Genomic DNA, 20,206 nt, shown 5'->3' on the forward strand with positions numbered 1-20,206 from the left:
ATCTAGGGCTTTTCCAGCGCCCAGATGTCGCTTTCCAGGCTGTCGACACGCTCCCTGAGCAGGGTCTGCACGTCGGCAACCGCCTTGTTGTAGTACAGCGGCCCGCACTCGCGGGCGAAGAAATCCAGCAGTTCCTCGACTTCGAACCGCCCCAGGCGGACCTCGAAGCGATCGTCCAGCAGGGTCTGCAAGGCCGTGACCAGGCGCTGGCTCTGCTCGGGCTCGAGCGTCACCAGCGGCGCGGGCGGCTTGCGCGCCATTACCAGCGGCCGTCCCAGGCGAGGAAGTTGGCATAGAGCTGCAGACCGTAGTCGGCGCTCTTCTCGGGGTGGAACTGGGTAGCGAAGCGCGAACCGTCGGCCAGCGCCGCGGCGAAGTCCAGGCCGTAGTGGCCGCGCCCGACCACCTGGCGCGGATTGCCGGCCTCGACATAGAAGCTGTGCACAAAATAGAAGCGGGCGCGATCGGGAATGCTGTGCCAGAGCGGATGGTCGAGCACATGACTGACCTCGTTCCAGCCCATGTGCGGCACCTTGAGGGTCTCGCCCTCTTCCTGCATGCCGCCCGGGAAGCGGCGCACGGCGCCGGGGAACAGGCCGATGCAGTCCACCCCGCCATTCTCTTCGCTGCGCTGCATCAGCGCCTGCATGCCGACGCAGACGCCGAGGAAGGGCCGATCCTGGCTGACTTCGCGCACCAGTTCATCGATGCCCTGGCGGCGGATCTCGGCCATGCAGTCGCGGATGGCGCCGACGCCGGGCAGTACGATGCGGTCCGCCTCGCGGATCACCGCGGGATCGCCGGTCACCAGCACCTGGTGGCTACCGGCGTGCTCCAGGGCCTTGGCCACGGAGTGCAGGTTGCCCATGCCATAGTCGATGACGGCTACCGTCTGCATCACAGGCACCCCTTGGTGGAGGGCATGACACCGGCCATGCGCGGATCTTCGCTGAGCGCCATGCGCAGGGCGCGGCCAAAGGCCTTGAACACCGTCTCGATCTGGTGGTGGCTGTTGACGCCGCGCAGGTTGTCGACGTGCAGGGTCACCTGGGCGTGATTGGTGAAGCCCTGGAAGAATTCGAGGAACAGGTCGACGTCCATGCGTCCCACGGTGGCGCGGGTGAAGGGCACGTTCCAGTGCAGCCCGGGCCGGCCGGAAAAGTCGATGACCACCCGCGACAGGGCTTCGTCCAGCGGCACATAGGCATGGCCGTAGCGCTGGATGCCCTTCTTGTCGCCGACGGCCTTGGCGAAGGCCTGGCCGAGGGTGATGCCGATGTCTTCCACCGTGTGGTGGTCGTCGATGTGCAGGTCGCCGCGGCAGTGGATATCGAGGTCGATCAGCCCGTGGCGGGCGATCTGGTCGAGCATGTGCTCGAGGAAGGGGACCCCGGTGTCGAAGCGCGCTGCGCCCGTGCCGTCCAGATCCAGGGATACCTTGACCTGGGTTTCCAGGGTGTTGCGCTCGACGGTTGCCTTGCGTTCGGCCATAGCCTGCTCCGCGAAAATCGGTGGGCGAAAGGGCCGATATTATAGGGGTGCGGGGGCTGGATCGAAAGCGCGGCGGGACGAGGCGTCCCACCGCGCGGGGCGCCCGCGTGGGGACGCCCGGTTACCGTCCGGTTCGGCTGCGACTCAGCTGAACAGGGCGGCGGTCTTTTGCAGGGTGATCCAGATGCCCCAGGCCAGCGGGATGCCCACGGCCAGCCAGGCGGCGATGGCTAGCGGCTTGGTCTTGGGATCGGCGCTCCACTCCAGCACCTGGGCGCTGCCGGCGTTGCTGTCGTGGCCATTGGCGCGCTCGACGGCGAGCTCGGCCTCGGTCATGAAGTGCTTGTCGGCGACCGGACGCACCAGCAGGTTGCAGATGAAGCCCAGCACCAGCAGACCGGCCAGGATGTACAGGGTGATGTCGTACACCTGGGCGCGGGGGATGCCCATGCTCAGCTGGTACTCGCGCAGGTAGTTGACCAGCACCGGACCGAAGACGCCGGCGGCGGCCCAGGCGGTGAGCAGGCGACCGTGAATGGCGCCGACCATCTGGGTGCCGAACAGGTCGGCGAGGTAGGCCGGCACGGTGGCGAAACCGCCGCCGTACATGGACAGGATCAGGCAGAAGGCGAAGACGAACAGCGCCACGCTGCCCAGGTGACCGGTCCAGGGCACGATGGCATAGAGCACGAAGCCCAGGGTGAAGAAGACGAAGTAGGTCATCTTGCGGCCGATGTAATCGGAGAAGGATGCCCAGAAGAAGCGACCACCGATGTTGAACAGACTCAGCAGACCGGTGAAGCCGGCGGCGATGGCGGCGATCTGCTTGAGCTGATCGGCGCTGAGTTCACCATAGGCCAGGCCGTTGCCCAGCAGGCGGCCACCGAAGACTTCCTGCAGCAGCGGCGAGGCCATGCCGATGATGCCGATGCCGGCGGTCACGTTCAGGCAGAGCACGGCCCAGACCAGCCAGAATTGCGGGATGCCCCAGATCTTGCTCACGTGGACGTGGCGATTGGTGATCATGTTGCTGCCGGCCTTCTTGGTGGACGGCGTCCAGCCCGCGGGCTTCCAGCCGGTCGGCGGTACGCGGTAGCCCAGGGCGCCGCTCAGCATGAACACGAAGTAGATCACCGCCATGACCAGGAAGGTCTGCCAGACACCGATTTCGGTGGCCGACGCGAAGTGACGCATGAGGGCGTCGGCCAGGGGTGCACCCACCATGGCGCCGCCACCGAAGCCCATGATGGCCATGCCGGTCGCCATGCCGCGCTTGTCCGGGAACCACTTGATCAGGGTCGACACCGGCGAGATGTAGCCCAGGCCCAGGCCGATACCGCCGATCACGCCCGAACCCAGCCACAGCATCCAGATCTGGTGGGTATAGATGCCCAGGGCGGAGATCAGCAGACCACCGCACCAGCACAGGGCCGAGACGACCCCGGCCTTGCGCGGACCGGCGTGTTCCAGCCAGCCACCGAACAGGGCGGCCGAGCAGCCGAGGAAGATGAAGAACAGGGTATAGATCCAGCCGAGCTGGGAGATCTTCCAGTCACAGGTGGCACTGAAGATCTGCTCGAAGAAGCCCATCTCGACCGGGCAGGCCACGGCGGCGGTGATGCCGATCGCCTTGGACAGCGGCAGCCAGAAGACCGAGAAGCCGTAGGCCATGCCGATGCACAGGTGGATGGCCAGGGCGGCCGGCGGGACCAGCCAGCGGTTGAAACCGGGCCGGGCGACGATGCGCTCCTTGGAAAGGAAAGCCGGACGTGCCGAAGCGACACCGCCAGCAGTGAGAGTAGTGCTCATGGGTTCAGCCCTTTTCTAGTGTATTGCGTCCAGGCCGGTGGACATTCCCTGCACGCTTCCCCGTAAACGAGTCAAAGAAACGGCGCCAACCGACCAGAGGTGCGCGACATTAAAGCGCACCCTAGCCAACTGCCAGCCCTGCTCATTTGCCAGGGTACGGGCGGCATCAGCCATCCGACGAAACGGGCGAGTACCACGGCTGTCACAGCGCCGACACCTCGATGTCATCGGGCGCGACCGAGCCCCTATACTGGCCAGTCGCGCCATCGCCCGTCGGAACAGGAATTTCCTCGTCATGAAAGCTTTCGCTAAAGTGCTGGGTATCGTCCTCGTCGGCCTGCTGCTCCTGCTGGTCGCCGTAGGCTTTGCCCTCACCCACCTGGTCGATCCCAACGACTACAAGGACGAGATCCGCCAGCTGGCGCGCGACAAGGCCAACGTCGACCTGCAGCTCAAGGGGGATATCGGCTGGAGTCTGTTCCCCTGGCTGGGGGTCGAGCTGCACGACGCCACCCTGGCCAGCGCCGCCACGCCCGATCGCCAGCTGGCGCAGGTGCAGCGGCTGATTCTCTCGGTCCGCCTGCTGCCGTTGCTGCTGCGCCGTGACCTGGAGATGAGCGACATCAAGATCGACGGCCTGGACCTCACCGCCAGTCGCGATGACCAGGGCCGTACCAACTGGGCCGAGATCGGCCGACCCGCACCCAAGGCGGATACGGGCGCCGCGCCGGCTGATACCTCCGCGGGCACCCCGGGCGAGGCGACTGCGGGACGCCAGCCGCTCAAGCTCAATGTCGAGAGCCTGACCGTGCGCAATTCCCGGGTCGAATACAGCGATGCCCGCAACGGCGCCCGCTATGCCTTCGAGGGTATCGACCTGGAGACCGGGGCCATCTATGCCGGCACGCCCATTCCCATCAAGCTGGCCGGCACCGCCAGCACCACTCAGCCGCCGGTCAACGCCAGCGTGCTGCTCAATGGCGAATTCCGCTTCGATCCGGCCAGCCAGCAGTACGCCCTGGACAATCTCCAGCTGACCGGCGACGCCAGTGGCGAGCCCTTCAACGGCAAGCTGGTCAACTATTCCGCCAGCGGCCAGCTGGCCGTCGACCGCCGCGCCCAGACCGCCGAGTGGACCAGCCTCAAGCTCACCGCCAACGACCTTAAGGCCCTGGGCGAGCTCAAGCTGACCGGCCTGGAGAGCGATCCACAGCTGGCCGGGCGTGTCTCCATCGCCCGCCTGGACCTGCGCGCCTTCCTCGACAGTATCGGCGTCGAATTGCCGGCCATGGCCGATGCCAAGACCCTGCAGCGCTTCGAGATGAATGCCCAAGTGCAGGCCAGCCGCAACGCCCTGGCGCTGGACGACTTCAATTTCCAGCTGGACGACAGCCTCCTCAAGGGCCGGGTCGCCGTGGCCGACATCGCTCGCCGCGCCTTGCGCGTCCAGCTGAGCGGCGATCGCCTGGATCTGGATCGCTATCTGCCGGCCAAGGCCGCCGCAGCGCGCCAGGCCAATGGCGCGCGCCAGGAAGAGGTGGCCCAGGTCGATGCCATCGCCACCCAGGGCAACTCGCCGCTGCCCGAGGCGCCGACCCAGCACGCCTGGAGCCAGGAAACCCTGCTGCCGGTGGAGCGCCTGCGTAGCCTGGACGCCGAGGTCGACCTCGGCCTGCAGCACCTGACCCTCAATCGCCTGCCCTTCGAAGGCGCCAGCCTCAAGGCCAGGGCCGCCGATGGCCAGCTGCAGCTCAGCGCCCTGGAAGGCGAGCTGTTCGGTGGTCGCTTCGAGGCCAACGGTGCCCTCGACGTACGCGGCGCCCAGCCGCAACTGACCGCCCGCGAGCGCATCAAGGGCGTGCCGGTGGAACGCATCCTCCAGGCCCAGGGCCAGAAGCCGCCGGTGGAAGGCCTGCTCGATCTGGACGCTGATCTGCGCAGCTCGGGTGCCAGCCAGCGCACCCTGATCGACAATCTGGGCGGTACCGCGCGCTTCGCCTTGCGCAACGGCCAGCTGATCGACGCCAATGTCGAAAGCCAGCTGTGCCAGGGCATCGCCCTGCTCAACCGCAAGCCGCTGGAGCTGCCCCATGGCGGCCAGAACACGCCCTTCCGCCAGTTGAGCGGCAGCCTCAGCATCGTCAACGGCGTGGCCCGCAACCAGGACCTCAGCGTCAGCGTGCCCGGCCTTGCGGTGAAGGGCGCGGGCGACATCGACCTGCGCACCCTCGGCCTGGACTACCGGCTGGGCATCACCGTGCAGGGCGACACCAACGCCGCTTCCGACCCTGGCTGCCAGGTCGGCGAGCGCTATGCGGATATCGAGTGGCCCCTGCAGTGCCGCGGTCCCCTGGAGCTGGGCGCCAAGGCCTGCCGCCTGGATCGCGAGGCCATGGGCCAGATCGTCGCGCGCGCCGCCGGCAATCGTCTGAACGAAAAAATCGAAGAGAAGCTCGGTGATAAGATCAGCCCCGACATCCAGAACGCCATCCGAGGGCTGCTGCAACGTCGATGACTGATGACGACTTTGGTACCGCCGTGCTGGCCTGGTACGACCTGCACGGTCGCAAGGACCTGCCCTGGCAACAGGGCGTGACGCCCTATCGCGTCTGGGTCTCGGAGATCATGCTCCAACAGACCCAGGTCGCCACCGTACTGGGCTATTTCGATCGCTTCATGCAGGCGCTGCCCACCGTCGAGGCGCTGGCCGCGGCTCCGGAAGACGAGGTCCTGCATCTCTGGACCGGTCTCGGCTACTACAGCCGCGCGCGCAACCTGCACAAGGCCGCCAAGACCGTGGTGGAGCGCCATGGCGGCGAATTCCCCCGTAGCGTCGAGGCCCTGGCCGAGTTGCCCGGCATCGGTCGCTCCACCGCCGGCGCCATCGCCAGTCTGAGCATGGACATTCGCGCCCCGATCCTCGACGGCAACGTCAAGCGCGTCCTGGCCCGCTACACCGCCACCGCCGGCTATCCCGGCGAACCCGCCGTGGCCCGCCGCCTGTGGGAAGTGGCCGATCGCCTGATGCCCCGCGAGCGGGTCGGCCCCTACACCCAGGCGATGATGGACCTGGGCGCCACCCTCTGCACCCGCAGCAAGCCCAGTTGCCTGCTGTGTCCGGTCAAGCCGGGCTGCCGCGCCCATCTGCTGGGCCAGGAAACCGCCTTTCCCACGCCCAAGCCGCGCAAGACCCTGCCACAGCGGCAGACGCTGATGCCGCTGTTCGTCAACGACGCCAATGCCGTGCTCCTGCAGCGCCGTCCCTCGACCGGTCTCTGGGGCGGTCTCTGGGGACCGCCGGAGGTGGCCGATGCGGTCGAGCTCGAAGCCCTCGCCGAACGCCAGGGCCTGGTCATCGACGAACGCCAGGCGCTGCCCGGCCTGGTGCACACCTTCAGCCACTTCCAGCTGGCCATCGAACCCTGGCTGGTACAGGTGGACCACCGCCAGCACCGCGTGGCCGAGGGCGACTGGCTTTGGTATAACCTCGCGTCCCCGCCGCGCCTGGGCCTCGCCGCCCCGGTGCAGAAACTGCTCAAGCGCGCCGAGCAGGCGCTCAAAGGAGAACCCGCATGACCCGCACCGTGATGTGCCGCAAGCACAAGCAGGAGCTGCCCGCCCTCGATCGCCCGCCCTACCCCGGCGCCAAGGGCGAAGACATCTACCAGCACGTCTCCAGGCAGGCCTGGGAAGAGTGGCAGAAGCACCAGACCATGCTCATCAACGAGCGCCGGCTGAACATGATGAACGCCGAGGATCGCAAGTTCCTGCAGGCCGAGATGGACAAGTTCCTGTCCGGTGAGGACTACGCCCAGGCCGAGGGTTACGTGCCCCCCAGCGCCTGAGTCGACGGCTAAGCGCCCGAAAAACCTAAATTTTTTGGGCTCGCTGTTGACACAAGGTCGAGAAACGCTTTTAATGCGCCCCGTTGCCCAGGTAGCTCAGTTGGTAGAGCAGGGGATTGAAAATCCCCGTGTCGGCGGTTCGATTCCGTCCCTGGGCACCAAGACAAGCTTCCGGATCCTGCGGGATCCGGAAATCAGAGAAACCGGCCTAGCGCCGGTTTTTTTGTGCCTGCGATAGTTGCCCGCCGGCCTTCAGAGCCGGCCGCGCCACCACGCCCCCTTCCTGCCGCAACGACCCGCGCTGCCGGCATCTGGCCCAGAGGTGCTCGGGGGCAGTCTTGCTCACGCCGGTGCCGGGACTGCATCCACCGCGCCGAGATGGATCGCCAGCCATACCGTGGCGACTGCGGGATCGGTGTAGGTCACCCAGTGCTCGGTATCAGCCGGGATGAACAGCGTACTGCCCGGTTCGAGCACCACCTCCCGCCCCTCCAGGGCGATCCGTGCAGCGCCCTTCAGCAGCAGCACCCATTCCTCATGGGCCTGCCGCCAGGGCGCCTCCGCCGGCGTCGTCTGGCCTTGGGAGACGATCCGCTCGATGCGGCAGCCAGGTCGCTCCAGCAGGGAGGTGAACACCTCCGCCGCGGCGGCATCGGGCAGGTCGCGCAACAGATTGAGCATGACGTTTTCTCGCTGGGCCTCGCGCCAGGGCGCGCTAAGGTGATCCAGACTGCGCCTGTCCGATCAGGCGCTCAAGTCTCGCAGGGATCTGCGCCCCCGGGAGTCGCCATCATGGCCTCAGGTGTTCTGCCATTTGCGGTCAAGAGTGCGATCCGCCCGACCTTTTCACGAGGTCATCCCCCAGCGGTACAGGATTTCGGCGATGATCGAGCGCAGGAGCGGCAGCCTGTTCAGGACGCCGCTCGACCTTGGCTGGCCATCGGGCGCAGCCAGACCTCGCATAAGGCGCACGGAGGCGCTCACTGCATGCCCATCCCCTCGATCCCCCTTGTCGCTCCCACCCTGCCGGGCGTTCTCTCCCAGGAAGCCGTCGCTCAGCCCGGTCCGCTTGCGGTCGAGCCCACCGCACCCTTCTGGCTCAGACTCCTGAACGGCGTCAGCCTCTGGCTGAACCGGTTGTTTCTCGGCCTGGTCATGGCGCTGATCGGCTTTACCTTATGGCACTGGTGGCAGGGATGAAGCGGCGTCTGGATCAGCTGGAGCTGACCATCCTGATGTGTGGCATCGGTCTCTTGGCCATGGCGCTCATCGTCGCCGTGGGCATGCAGGGCCTGGACTGGGCCTGAGCCGGCGGACGGCCTTACCGGACCTTTACCTGGCCTGACGTCCGCTGACCGCCAAAGGTGTTTCATGGTGACGCGGCCCATCGAGCGCCGCGAGGAGAGCACCATGACATCGCGAGCGTCGTTGATTCTGCTGTTGACCGCCACCCTGACCGCCAGCGGCCTGGCTGCCGCCTACGAGGGTCCCGATCAGGAGCAACCCTGGGCGAGTCGCCCCGCGGTGGTCGCCGAGGGCGGCGAATTCCTGCCGGCAGGCGAATTTCGACGGCATCACCGGCATCACCCCTATTACCGCAGGGATCGCTATCCCTACAGCTATTACCAGCCCTACCCGCAACCGGGTTATGGCGCCCCCCGCTGGCGGCCGGTACCGCGGGGCTACTACCCCTACCAGCCGGCCTATGAACCCCGCCCCTATTACGGCCCACCCCGCCATTGGTGAACTGCTTGGCATCACGGGGGCGAGATGATGGCCTTTTGCGATGAGCCACACAGGGCGATGTTTGCCAGAGGAGCAGAATGCCATCACCCATTAGGCTTTAGGGCGCTGCCAACATGTATGAGAGAGATGATGTAATCTGCATGGCCTGCCTTGCGACCATGGCCGCAGCCTTCACCGGCTTCATCATGGTGATGGTCCTGCTGTAATCGCCAGATAGACGAAACCCCGCCGAGGCGGGGTTTCGAAGGCGGTATGGCAAGGTCCTAGATAGGACGACTGCCATATTTGCTGTCGGGTTTCTTGGGCGGATCGGCGACTACATTGGCGTCGATCTCCTGGACCCTGCCACCACGGGCCAGGAAGTCCTGCATGGCCTTTTCCAACGCATCCCGCTCGCGCTGCTTGGCTTCCACCGAAGGCAGTTCCTCGGGCTCGGCTTCACGCTTTTTCTTGGCCTTGCTCCCGGACGCGGGCGCTTCGCTTTCCCCGCTTTCCTCCTGCTCGGCGTCGTCGGTTGCGGCAGCGAAGTCTTCGTTATCGCCCTCTTCTTCCGCGCCTGTCTCCAGGTCGTCCTGCTCCAGATCTTCGTCGCTCATAAACCGCCTCCACACACTTTGGCAAAATCGGACCGCGCGTTTTGACGCGGCCTCCTAAAAAAAATTCCTGGCTATTCGCCTTGCAGCGTCGCGATCAGTCGCCGTGCGCCGCCCTGGTCGCGATGCTCGCCCAGATAGATGCCCTGCCAGGTTCCCAAGGCCAGGCGTCCCGCCTGGACCGGCAGACTCAGGCTGCAGCCGAGCAGACTGCTCTTGAAATGCGCGGGCAGGTCGTCCGGCCCTTCGTAGTCGTGTTCGTAACCGGCCTGTCCCTGGGGCACCAGCCGATTGAAGAATCGCTCGAAGTCGCGACGCACCGCCCCATCGGCATTCTCATTGATGGTCAGCGAAGCCGAGGTGTGCTGCAGCCAGAGGTGCAGCAGGCCGATTCGGCATTCGCCAAGCTCGGGCAGTTGCTCCAGCACCTCGGCGGTGACAAGATGGAAACCACGCGCCCGCGCGCGCAGGGAAAAGGTCCGCTGCAGCCACATGAACAACCCCCGCCGACTGACTGGGCGCGCATTCTAGCGCGACGATCGGAAAAGCAAAGCGGTGATTGCACACCGCTGGCGTGCAGTCTAGACACAGCAGGATGGCGGTTGTTCCAGCCGTATGGCGGACATGAAAAAGGCGCCTTGCGGCGCCTTTTTCCAGAGCGGCGGCTTACAGGTTGTAGCCACGCTCGTTGTGCAGGGTGAGGTCCAGACCCACGGTTTCCTCTTCCTCGTTGACTCTCAGACCCATGACCACGTCCAGCACCTTGAGGATCACGAAGGTGACGATACCGGTGTAGACGATGGTGAAGGCCACGCCCTTGAACTGGATGAACAGCTGGGCGCCGATATCGGTGACGGTGCCGAAGCCACCCAGGGACGGGGCGGCGAAGACACCGGTCAGCAGGGCGCCGACGATGCCGCCGATGCCGTGCACGCCAAAGGCGTCCAGGGAGTCGTCGTAGCCGAGCTTGCGCTTGAGGCTGGTGGCGGTGAAGAAGCAGATCACGCCAGCGGCCAGGCCGATGATCAGGGCGCCCATGGGACCGGCGGTACCGGCGGCCGGGGTGATGGCGACCAGGCCGGCGACCACGCCGGAGGCGATGCCCAGGGCGCTCGGCTTACCGTGGGTGATCCACTCGGCGAACATCCAGCCCAGGGCGGCGGCGGCGGTGGCGATCTGGGTGGTCAGCATGGCCATGCCGGCGGTGCCGTTGGCAGCGGCGGCGGAACCGGCGTTGAAACCGAACCAGCCGACCCACAGCATGGCGGCACCGACCAGGGTATAGCCCAGGTTGTGCGGCGCCATGGGAGTGGTGGGATAGCCCTTGCGCTTGCCCAGGACCAGGGCCGCGACCAGACCGGCCACACCGGCGTTGATGTGCACCACGGTGCCGCCAGCGAAGTCCAGTACGCCCCAGTCCCACAGCAGGCCGCCGTCACCGCTCCAGACCATGTGGGCGATGGGCGCGTAGACGAAGGTAAACCACAGGCCGGTGAAGACCAGCATGGCGGAGAACTTCATGCGCTCGGCGAAGGCACCGACGATCAGCGCGGGAGTGATGATGGCGAAGGTCATCTGGAAGGTGACGAAGACGCTTTCCGGGAACAGGGCGGTGGCCGAGGTCACGGCATCATGCTGCAGACTGGACAGGAAGGCCTTGCCCAGACCGCCGATGAAGGAATTGAAGTTGGTGACGCCCTTCTCCATGCCGGTGGTGTCGAAGGCCAGGCTGTAGCCGTAGACCATCCACAGGATGCTGATGAGACCGGTGATGGCGAAGCACTGCATCATCACCGAGAGGACGTTCTTGGCACGCACCATGCCGCCATAGAACAGCGCGAGACCCGGGATGGTCATGAACAGCACCAGGGCTGTCGAGACCAGCATCCAGGCCGTATCCCCGCTGTTGATGGCTGGTGCCGCAGCCGCTTCCTGGGCCATGGCCAGGCCCGGCAGCGCTACGAAAGACATGAGGGCTCCTAGCCCTGCGTAGGTGCGCAGAGTCATCGTTGTTTCTCCTGGGGCTCGTGTGGGGTTGGGCGGTCGGTTAGCGCGTCAGATGGCGTCTGTGTCGGTTTCGCCGGTGCGGATGCGGATGGCCTGCTCGAGATTCACCACGAAGATCTTGCCGTCACCGATCTTGCCGGTGTTGGCGGCCTTGGTGATGGCCTCGATGACGCGGTCGAGCTGATCGTCGGCGATGGCGACGTCGATCTTGACCTTGGGCAGGAAATCGACGACGTATTCGGCGCCGCGATAGAGCTCGGTGTGGCCCTTCTGACGGCCAAAGCCCTTGACCTCGGTAACGGTGATGCCTTGCACACCGATCTCGGACAGCGACTCACGCACGTCGTCGAGCTTGAACGGCTTGATGATGGCGGTGACTAGTTTCATGAACTTCTCCCGATTGAGTTGACTGGCCCCAGGAAAACAAACCCCGGCCCAAGTCTAGCGCAGTGACCGTCTGTTTAACCGTTGGCGTGGTAATCGCCGTGGTCACGGCAGAAGCGGCCAGAGCGCGCCTCTACCCCAGGCGCCCTCTGACGCCCGTCTCTGCATCGGCAGTAGCAGAAAGCTTGCCAGGTTTGTGAAGGCGTACGGATTTCGGGTGCCAGCCCGCCTGGCGCGCCTCCTGAAGGGGCAACGCTCGGCCCCGCGGGCAGGACTTTGCACCAACAGCGAACAGCTCTGGCCCGAGGCTGGCACCAAAGCGGTGCAGAGGCGCTGTCAGGGGCGGCACACCCCGCTGTGCTACACTCGGGCCTTGATCCATTGCAGGGGATAAGACATGTCCACGACCCGTTCGCTGTTCGATTCCCTGACTCAACAGGCCAGCCGGCTGTTCGGTCAGGACTCGCCGCTGCCCAAGGCCGAGATCGAGAGCCAGTTCAAGGCACTGCTGCAAGGCGCGCTGAGCAAGCTCGATGTGGTCAGCCGTGACGAATTCGATGCCCAGATGGCCGTGCTGGCCCGCACCCGTGCGCGCCTGGAAGCCCTCGAGGCACGCCTGACCGAGCTGGAAAAGCCGCAGACCGCCGAGGTCAAGCCGCCGGTCACCCCGGCCACGGACGTCGCGCCCGCCGATTGATCCCCAAGGGCGCGCCAGGATGGTGCAGCCTTGAGTCTGGCGAATCACGATCAAGGAGAGATCATGTCGCTTGCCCTCGTTCATACCCGCGCCCAGGTGGGCGTGGAAGCGCCGCCGGTAGTGGTCGAGGCGCACCTGGCCAACGGCCTGCCCGCCCTCACCCTGGTCGGCCTGCCGGAAACCGCCGTCCGCGAAGCCAAGGATCGGGTGCGCAGCGCCATCCTCAATGCCGGCTTCGAATTTCCCAGTCGCCGCATTACCCTCAATCTCGCGCCCGCCGACCTGCCCAAGGACGGCGGGCGCTTCGACCTCGCCCTGGCCATCGGCATCCTCGCCGCCAGCGGACAGCTACCCGCGCAGGGCCTCGACGGCTATGAATGCCTGGGCGAGCTGGCCCTGTCGGGCGCGGTGCGAGCGGTGCGCGGCGTTCTGCCCTATCCCGATCTCGCCGAGGTCCAGGGCCAGCAGGCGGCCAAGCGCGCCCTGGTGGTAGCGGCGGCGGGTGCCCACAACCTCCTGCTGGCCGGCCCGCCGGGAACCGGCAAGACCCTGCTCGCCAGTCGCCTGCCAGGGCTGCTGCCGCCCCTGGATGAAGAAGAGGCGCTGCAGGTGGCCGCCATTCATTCGGTGGCGGGGCCCGAGCCGCTGGAACACTGGCCGCAGCGACCCTTTCGCCAGCCGCATCATTCGGCGTCCGGTCCGGCGCTGGTGGGCGGCGGCTGTCGGCTCTTGCAATAAATGCAATTTTTTGGAAATTAATGCGACTGAGCCCGGAGATACCTATGCTTCACGGCCCGATCGCATTGTTTTCTATGAGCACGGAGCGCTGCGTAGAAATTTCTGAGGCGCCCTAGGGATATTCCTCTAACACTACAGGCACCAAAAGGGTGCCTTGCAATCAAGAATGAAATTCAAATTTCACGCCTGCCTGTTTGGGCTCCAAAAAAATTGACACGTGTGACGTCGGCCATGATGAAGCTGATGGATTGGCTAGGTAGGAGCCCCAAGGTTGAGTTACGGTATACCGCCGACTGCCATGATAATTAAGTGCTTTTCTATCGATCTGCTTAGATGAGTTACCGGGCCTGTAGCCTAATGAATCGGTTCTCGCTTATAGCGGACGGACGAGTGGGCACGCGTAGGCTAAAATTTAAGACATAACCCCTGCCAATACTCCTTTCTAAAGAACTCATCATCAGCTAGGGACAAAAGAAAGCTATTAATCTTGGAGAGTGGCTTGATCTCCCAAACTCCGCCTATACGATTTCACTTACGGCCATTTTATTAGCGAGTAAAAAGGCTGTCAGAGCAAAAGCAATTCGCCACAGCGTCAAGACACGCAAAAGTAAAACAGAATTACTGATTAACCAAAATCACTCAAATTTTTTCATCTGAAATATCCGTAAAGGACCGCAACATGGAAAAAAATGCTAATGAAAGAGAACACAAGAAATCGTTCATGAAATGGATGGTAGAGAGCCTTGGCGAGACAGAATGGAGCGAAAGAAGGAAGAATTTTAAGCAGAGGATCCAAACAGCAGAAGAGACTATTGACATTTCCAGACCAATAGAAAATCAGCTTTTCAAAATTCCTGAAAATGATATCGATTGGTACATTTTCGCTGCGGAGTTAGCTTGGGATGTACCGCAGAGCGATTCCGCCTATAGCTCAAAACGTGTTTATCCCTACATTATGGCCATTGGTGCGCAGGCCGAGCGCTTGAGAAAGGCAAAGGGTGTAGAAAGTGTTCTAAAAAAAATGCTAGGAAATAAGTCTTCGCCAGAAAATCAGCTTTTTGAATTACTAACAGCTGCTCACTATTTAAAAAACGGATACGACGTCGAATTTATTCCAGAAAACAGTATTGTTTGGCCAGATGGCCAGAAAAGATCTCCAGATTTATTGGTTAAAAAAAAATTTCAGATGTACGTCGAGTGTAAGAGGGCAGCTAAGCAGACAAGGTATTCACAAGAAGAGGAGGATCACTGGAAAAACCTGTGGAGCATTTTATCAATACACCTTCTCAACTGCGCCCCTTGGAATATCGCAGACATCACATTTCATGCAGACATCCGCACAATTACAGGTGACGACTTAAAGCTGGCTGTCAACGTCGCCCTAAAAAATGAAAGTCTAATTTTCCAATCCACAGCCTTTAGCCTAAGGCTTTCTTCTATAAATAGAGAGGGTATTATCTCACACTACGAGGTCAATTCTGTTAGAGCAGACTGCCCTGTTCAGGAGTATCTTGTATTCGGAAACATAAACTCTAACGAAAAGCGAGATATAGCAACTATTGCTAGGTCCATTAGGCGTATTGGAGAGAAAGAGGACGTCCTAAACATCCTCATTGACGATGTAGAATCATGTGTCGGAGCGCAATGGAAATGCAACAGTCGAGAGTCTATAGAGAAGAGATCCAAACACTTCAAAGGCTTGATAGCTAGCGCTGTAGCTCAACTTCCACCATGGCTTCCAGGCGTAGTACACGTCATGTATGAAACAACAGAAGGCATAGAGGTTGAGCTTGATCGTTACAACAAGCATATTGAGCAGCTATCAGCTTTCGATGCCGGCGGAAAAACAATTTTAGCACTTCTCCTTCATGGGATTGGATACTACCCGAGAGTTGATGACTATCAGTGGGCGGAGACCGTACAGTACTTTTCGCCAATACCAAACATAATAAATATGCTATACGTTGATCGCCTGATGTTAGGCGATAACTCAACGCAGTCATTTGAAAACACTACGCACTGGGATCAGGATCGGATTGGGAGTGCTGGCAAATAGCAACGACAGGTGCTCACTTGTTAGTTGCCACAGACAATGGAACACCCGGAGAGACTTATATTCGCCTCTTCAAAGAACAACTAGAATGTAGTGCACCGCAATGCGCGCCTCTAGCCTAGCTGAAACCCTCCTCTTGTACCCAAACATTAACCTCGCCAAGGCTGCGTGACCCCTCCAACTCATTAAGGATTTATTAGTGCCCACCAAAAGCCAGCTCAAACTAATGCGTTGAAAAATAAGTTCTATATAGTAGAGATCATGCCGCTCAAACCATATATCACACATCTTTGTTAACTTACCTAGGGCAGCCTGTAATGAATTTCACTTTACCTACAGATCCGCATGAGCTAGCGTGGCTGACTAATATCGCCATTTCTGCTCATTGCGATATTTCTGCTTATGGAAAATGGGCTCTCGGACATGGGGTGGTTTGTAGATCAACCGTGTCGCACCTATTGGCTGAGACCAAAAGCGCCAGCGTCAGAGAATACTCTGGAAAGTTGCTCCCATTGCTAGGTGCTCTAAGTGCAATAGATCAATACGGTACATGCTATGAACCTATTCCCGCCACTTTCCCTACTGGACTTTCTAACAAATCTGGAATCATAAAAGCAGCGCATAACTTTCTCGGAATCTCAGTAAACTCTCCGGATAGCGATGCTCTTTATGCATTACGCAACTCACTTATGCATCAATCCAGCCTTATCTCTGTTGGGACCCAAAGCAAGCCTAAACACTTCTGGTTCGAAATCGAAAATGAGAACAATAAAAATATATTCAAACATGCCAAAACTCAATGGAACGGAGTTTACAATACAAGATCTGCAGACAACAAAACAATTGTGAACAGCAAGCTAGTTATGGATCTCGCGTTCACACTTATAAATAAATTAAAAAAAGCACACTCCCAAGCCCAGCTGAGACTGACACTTACAAACGGCCTTCAGGAGCTTCTTACTAGCTACGTTGACTTAAAATTCCAGATATCGCCCCACGACTCATTTATCGAATATGTGGGAAATACAATTCATACTGAGTTATATGGGCAGCCCCGGGGCATCATGGACGCTAAGAAGACTTTGAGCACACTTCCACAGGGCCTCAAAGATGAGGCAGCCAAATGGCTTTTGGCGCAACCAGGCGGTGGAGACTTGTCAGATATCAGTAAAGCCTACCCGGCAGTATTGCACCCCTAAGAAGCATCCTTTAGAACGCCGCACATACCAGGAGCGAATTCTGTATCTATTATAGCCAACTTTTGCAATGAGACGGCTACTATGATCCATTTGTCCCAAGGCAAGGGACAAGTGGATTAGACATATGCTGGCGCATGGCGAAACCGACTTTAAGAGCAACCACACCTGCCCAAGAACGCAGGATTCAATAGTCTTTAATAGCCAGAATTAGGAGTTGCGTTGTCGACCCCTTACTCTGCAGTATCGGCGCTGACAAGTTGACTGATCTACGGTTAGCTGTGACTTTGGCTTGATATGAGAGGCCTTTTTAGGCTATAAGGCCAAATACAGCTTTGTGAAGGAATACTTTGATGAAGGATCGCTTGCTAACCCTGCTTGAGGAGTCTCGTGGATTAGCATCAGATGCTGAGCGACGGAATGCACATATTGCCATCCTCAGAATGCTGCTCCAGCATTCATGCCTGACTCTGGTCGAAGTCATCCTCAAAAAAAGAAGACGATCCAAGCGGCAAGATATCGGCCATCAACGCCTGCCTTTAGATTCTCTTTATTCTCCAGCAGACGGGACGCTTTTTAGCGCCCTTCTAGAAATGCTAGTCATAGCAGCGAACGAAAACCTTTCAAACTACAACCGCGCATTGTGGCTCGACTGCTCGACTGAACGTGCATGTTGGCGATTATTGCAGAGCACTGAAAAGAGAAATGCAGAACGGCTTATAAGTACTCTGATTGTGCTGCGTAATGATGGCGTGGAAGGCCATGGCTTACCGGGCGAGAATGACATCGACGCGGAATGTGATGCGTTGGCTTTCATCATAGATGCAGTATCTCCAGTATTACCAAATATGACCGCCTCTGGGTCACGTTATGAGTTCGTGCTACCTAACAATGAAACGTATCAACTCAAGACGCTACGGCCATTTGAAGGCAATATCACTTGCTATCGTAGCATCCGAAAGGGAACACCTGGCATCTGTATTTTCAAGGTACAGATCGAGCGTGGCTGGTTCGTCAGGGAAGATACTTCCTACGAGGCACCCGATATTTTCGATTCCCAGCACACAGGCGAACCACTGAAGTATGAGATTAGACGCTCGTATAATTCGGAGTGGTCTCCACTAGCACTCATTCCTGATAGATTAACTGCAGATTTCACAGGTAGAGAGCGAGAAATTGAGGAGTTGACCGAGTGGGCAAACGACCTAGGGTCGCGCGCCTGCATGCTTTATGGGGATGGGGGAATTGGAAAAACAACTCTCGCTGTTGAGTTTGTTTGGCGCCTGCTTGAGGGCGCGGTTCAGTCAGAGTTCAAGCCTGAGTTAATTACGTTCTTTACGGCGAAAAAAACCCGCTGGGGGATTGGTGGCCTTGAAATCATACGGCTTGATGAGGTGGGGGTCGCCGACGTAGCTGCTACCATTCCTAAAGCCTTGGATGGTGGTTACCTTGACAAGAGTTGGTACTCCAAGTCACCCCTTGAGCTCATTCAGGCTCTTTCAGGATATCTAGCGAACGACTGGGGTGTCCCAAAGTCGTCACACCTGCTGATTTTAGACAACACCGAGACTATGGCTTCTAATGATGAAGAAGTCAGGATGTTGTCTAGGCAAATTCTTGAACTCTCCCGCCGAGTTGGCCGTGTTCTTTTGACCTCCCGGCGTCGTGAGGCGATTGAAGCACATCAGATTGAAATAAAGCCCTTGAGTGATGATGAGTCCTACAGCTTTCTCAAGGCGCGCGCTGCAGCGCTCGAGCGTAAGCCTATACTCAATGCAGCTAAAAGCACACTAGTCCGGTACTCCCGAGAATTAGGCAATAAGCCTTTGGTACTGGAGGTATTTGTACAAGCGCTAGGGGAACATGGGATCGGCCTAAAGCAAGCTTTCGATCGTGTGATGAAAATGCAGGCCCAGGACTTGGGCGAGTTTCTGTATATCGACGCTTGGAACCGAATGTCAGGACAGATGCAGAAGCTTTTGCTTCTTATGACTCGAGTATCAGACGTACATGATGACACTTTACTAAAGCTGTGCTGTGGATCTGTTGGTATATCGGTATTGGAAGCGCATGAAGCTCTGGGAGAAAGCCGAGGTATTGCTCAGCTGTCGAAATTCGACGAGCACTCACAGATTTTGTTCGCTTCCGAGTTTTTAAAGTTTTGTACAGAACGTTCCATAGGTGTCGGCAGTGAAAAATTTCCTCCGCTCGAAATGGTTGAGCAAATCAAAGCGAGATATTTGGCTTTCCTCAAACACAAATCATCCCTAGTAACCGACCGAGTGGAGAAAGCGTACCGGCACCCGTACGCTCGAGTGGCTTACACCAGCTATAAGGAAGGTCGAGTAGATGATTGCGAGCTTTTCTATGAGCTCGCGGTAACGGCAGATACTGGTAACGGTTGGCTGTACGAGCGGTTTGCATTCTTTCTCTCTACCAAACGAAGTGGGCGGCAAGCCGAAGCCCTTGATTGGGCAGTCAAGGCCACACAGCTAATGCCAGAGGATCCAGACGCTTGGTTCACTAGGGGAGCAATTGAAAGCAGATTGGGGCTCACCAAAGAGGCCGAAGAGTCACTGGAAAAATCAGCCGCCTTTGGAAAACATAGGCACTTGTGCCTGCTACAACTCGCATATGCCTATGCTAACGAAAAACCCGTAAACCATTCCCAAGCTAACAAAGCACTGGCACTTGCAGTGGCGCAAGCGCCTGCAAGTGACTCGTTGCTTTGGAAATTTCAGTCCGAGGTTGCGCGACTTCAAACTAGACTCGAGCGAGTCGGGATAATCAAAGAACCGTAAAAGGGTAGCCATCGATCCGGGCTAGGAGCCCGCTAGGATTGGCCTGGCGGGCGTATCCCTATTTAGGACTATTGAATTTGTATACCTCAGCATCGCGCGTAGCGACAAGTTAAACTTACCGATATGCTGGCAAAGATTATTCTTCTCTAACGAAGCTCAGAATCCCTGCAGTGTTTCCTGCGCGACGCCAATTTCGCGCAGTCCAGTAGTAGCCAGTCATCTCGAGTTTTCCATCCGCGTTGCATCGCACTTGAACTTCAGCAGCGCCAGTATGATTCGACTCATCGTCGGCAGCTTTCTTAAAGTGCTTGGATTTATATATATATACAAGACGATGCGGCTCGTCATTTTGCGCAACGACAGGCGTAGCAGCAATACTGTATGAGTCAGACTTATCGGTTAGACCTTGTACTTCCATAAGTATGTTAATTTTCAGAAGACTGGCTTTAACGGTCAGTTTTGCCTCTAAAGACTCCAGTGGTACCAAATCAATCTGTTTCGGATCAAGCGGATTCAATGTATCACTTGAGGAGGACGCCGCCGATTGAATAGCTCGATGAACTGAATAATTAGACTGAACAGTACCTTTCCACTCGCCAGACAAGTCTGGATATGCACCTTTAAAGAAAAACTCATAGCATTTCCAAGCGCCTCGATAGCAAAACGGTATGCTTCCGAAAAGGATAAAAGCAGTTACAACGCCAGAAGCAACCTTCCAAGCCGTCTTGCCAAACTGTAAAAGGTCGGTAGGGGATTCTTTAAACATTAACCCGATGATTACCAGAACAACCAACCCGGTAATGAAGGTAAGAATCTTTTTCAGCCCGAAGACAGCGTACATTTTAT

At 59.2% G+C, this 20,206-nt stretch carries 19 protein-coding genes, 1 tRNA gene and 1 pseudogene; 11 read left to right on the top strand and 10 right to left on the bottom strand.

All coding sequences use genetic code 11. From position 1 onward, the window contains the following. Window positions 1-2: 2 nt before the first annotated feature. The 4 genes from PVZ77_RS00510 to PVZ77_RS00525 form a co-directional block, all read right to left on the bottom strand. Window positions 3-260 (bottom strand): DUF2164 domain-containing protein, encoded by a 258-nt coding sequence (locus tag PVZ77_RS00510; RefSeq protein ID WP_007159788.1) that lies wholly within the window; start codon window positions 258-260, stop codon window positions 3-5. After that, the gene (gene hisH / locus PVZ77_RS00515; RefSeq protein WP_273805735.1) at window positions 260-898 is read right to left on the bottom strand and encodes an imidazole glycerol phosphate synthase subunit HisH; all 639 of its coding nucleotides are present in this window, start codon (window positions 896-898) and stop codon (window positions 260-262) included. The genes PVZ77_RS00510 and hisH overlap by 1 nt, the downstream gene beginning before the upstream one ends. Further along, complete coding sequence (hisB, locus tag PVZ77_RS00520) at window positions 898-1,491, bottom strand: imidazoleglycerol-phosphate dehydratase HisB (protein ID WP_058768514.1); 594 nt, start codon at window positions 1,489-1,491, stop codon at window positions 898-900. Before hisB ends, hisH begins: the two co-directional genes overlap by 1 nt. Before the next feature lie 144 nt (window positions 1,492-1,635). After that, a complete protein-coding gene (locus tag PVZ77_RS00525; protein WP_133861991.1) occupies window positions 1,636-3,300 on the bottom strand; it encodes an OFA family MFS transporter in 1,665 nt (554 codons plus the stop codon). Window positions 3,301-3,595: 295 nt separating this feature from the next. Between PVZ77_RS00525 and PVZ77_RS00530 the strand changes: the two genes are divergently transcribed. The 4 genes from PVZ77_RS00530 (at window position 3,596) to PVZ77_RS00545 (ending at window position 7,306) form a co-directional block, all read left to right on the top strand. Beyond that, window positions 3,596-5,815, top strand: a complete 2,220-nt coding sequence (locus PVZ77_RS00530) for an AsmA family protein (RefSeq protein ID WP_273805734.1) — start codon at window positions 3,596-3,598, stop codon at window positions 5,813-5,815. Beyond that, a complete protein-coding gene (mutY, locus tag PVZ77_RS00535; RefSeq protein ID WP_273805733.1) occupies window positions 5,812-6,876 on the top strand; it encodes an A/G-specific adenine glycosylase in 1,065 nt (354 codons plus the stop codon). Before PVZ77_RS00530 ends, mutY begins: the two co-directional genes overlap by 4 nt. Continuing rightward, window positions 6,873-7,145: an oxidative damage protection protein gene (locus tag PVZ77_RS00540; protein WP_273805732.1), complete on the top strand. Its 273-nt coding sequence runs from the start codon at window positions 6,873-6,875 to the stop codon at window positions 7,143-7,145. The genes mutY and PVZ77_RS00540 overlap by 4 nt, the downstream gene beginning before the upstream one ends. 85 nt (window positions 7,146-7,230) lie before the next feature. Then, window positions 7,231-7,306: transfer RNA gene (locus tag PVZ77_RS00545), tRNA-Phe, on the top strand. 181 nt (window positions 7,307-7,487) lie between these two features. Here PVZ77_RS00545 and PVZ77_RS00550 read toward each other — a convergent pair. After that, on the bottom strand, window positions 7,488-7,826 hold the full coding sequence (locus PVZ77_RS00550) for a cupin domain-containing protein (protein WP_273805731.1): 339 nt from the start codon (window positions 7,824-7,826) through the stop codon (window positions 7,488-7,490). 306 nt (window positions 7,827-8,132) lie between these two features. Between PVZ77_RS00550 and PVZ77_RS00555 the strand changes: the two genes are divergently transcribed. Continuing rightward, the gene (locus PVZ77_RS00555) at window positions 8,133-8,345 is read left to right on the top strand and encodes a hypothetical protein (RefSeq protein ID WP_273805730.1); all 213 of its coding nucleotides are present in this window, start codon (window positions 8,133-8,135) and stop codon (window positions 8,343-8,345) included. A 210-nt stretch (window positions 8,346-8,555) separates the two neighbouring features. After that, window positions 8,556-8,891, top strand: coding sequence for a hypothetical protein (locus tag PVZ77_RS00560; protein WP_273805729.1), 336 nt, complete (start codon window positions 8,556-8,558; stop codon window positions 8,889-8,891). Window positions 8,892-9,154: 263 nt separating this feature from the next. Here PVZ77_RS00560 and sutA read toward each other — a convergent pair whose 3' ends face one another. The 4 genes from sutA to glnK form a co-directional block, all read right to left on the bottom strand. Then, complete coding sequence (gene sutA, locus PVZ77_RS00565; RefSeq protein WP_183632585.1) at window positions 9,155-9,487, bottom strand: transcriptional regulator SutA; 333 nt, start codon at window positions 9,485-9,487, stop codon at window positions 9,155-9,157. 71 nt (window positions 9,488-9,558) lie between these two features. Then, window positions 9,559-9,978, bottom strand: a complete 420-nt coding sequence (locus PVZ77_RS00570) for a secondary thiamine-phosphate synthase enzyme YjbQ (RefSeq protein ID WP_273805728.1) — start codon at window positions 9,976-9,978, stop codon at window positions 9,559-9,561. A gap of 172 nt (window positions 9,979-10,150) precedes the next feature. Then, entirely contained in the window at window positions 10,151-11,491 is a 1,341-nt protein-coding gene (locus PVZ77_RS00575) for an ammonium transporter (protein ID WP_273805727.1), read from the bottom strand. A 48-nt stretch (window positions 11,492-11,539) separates the two neighbouring features. After that, entirely contained in the window at window positions 11,540-11,878 is a 339-nt protein-coding gene (glnK, locus tag PVZ77_RS00580; RefSeq protein ID WP_003096476.1) for a P-II family nitrogen regulator, read from the bottom strand. A 394-nt stretch (window positions 11,879-12,272) separates the two neighbouring features. On the opposite strand from glnK, the gene PVZ77_RS00585 reads away from it, so the two are divergent. The 5 genes and pseudogenes from PVZ77_RS00585 to PVZ77_RS00605 all read left to right on the top strand — a co-directional run bounded on the left by PVZ77_RS00585 (window position 12,273) and on the right by PVZ77_RS00605 (window position 19,360). Continuing rightward, window positions 12,273-12,572 (top strand): accessory factor UbiK family protein, encoded by a 300-nt coding sequence (locus PVZ77_RS00585; protein ID WP_027597470.1) that lies wholly within the window; start codon window positions 12,273-12,275, stop codon window positions 12,570-12,572. A gap of 63 nt (window positions 12,573-12,635) precedes the next feature. After that, window positions 12,636-13,298: pseudogene (locus tag PVZ77_RS00590) on the top strand (magnesium chelatase domain-containing protein); the annotation flags it as partial. Between the two features lie 691 nt (window positions 13,299-13,989). After that, window positions 13,990-15,366, top strand: coding sequence for a hypothetical protein (locus tag PVZ77_RS00595; protein ID WP_273805726.1), 1,377 nt, complete (start codon window positions 13,990-13,992; stop codon window positions 15,364-15,366). Window positions 15,367-15,680: 314 nt separating this feature from the next. Next, on the top strand, window positions 15,681-16,562 hold the full coding sequence (locus PVZ77_RS00600) for a hypothetical protein (protein ID WP_273805725.1): 882 nt from the start codon (window positions 15,681-15,683) through the stop codon (window positions 16,560-16,562). 350 nt (window positions 16,563-16,912) lie between these two features. Continuing rightward, window positions 16,913-19,360: a hypothetical protein gene (locus tag PVZ77_RS00605; protein ID WP_273805724.1), complete on the top strand. Its 2,448-nt coding sequence runs from the start codon at window positions 16,913-16,915 to the stop codon at window positions 19,358-19,360. 136 nt (window positions 19,361-19,496) lie between these two features. On the opposite strand, the gene PVZ77_RS00610 is transcribed toward PVZ77_RS00605, so the two are convergent. After that, window positions 19,497-20,201, bottom strand: a complete 705-nt coding sequence (locus tag PVZ77_RS00610; RefSeq protein ID WP_273805723.1) for a hypothetical protein — start codon at window positions 20,199-20,201, stop codon at window positions 19,497-19,499. Between the last annotated feature and the right edge of the window lie 5 nt (window positions 20,202-20,206).

Origin of the sequence: Pseudomonas sp. SHLD1, assembly GCF_028640935.1 — a bacterium.
Lineage (GTDB): Bacteria > Pseudomonadota > Gammaproteobacteria > Pseudomonadales > Pseudomonadaceae > Chryseomonas > Chryseomonas aestiva.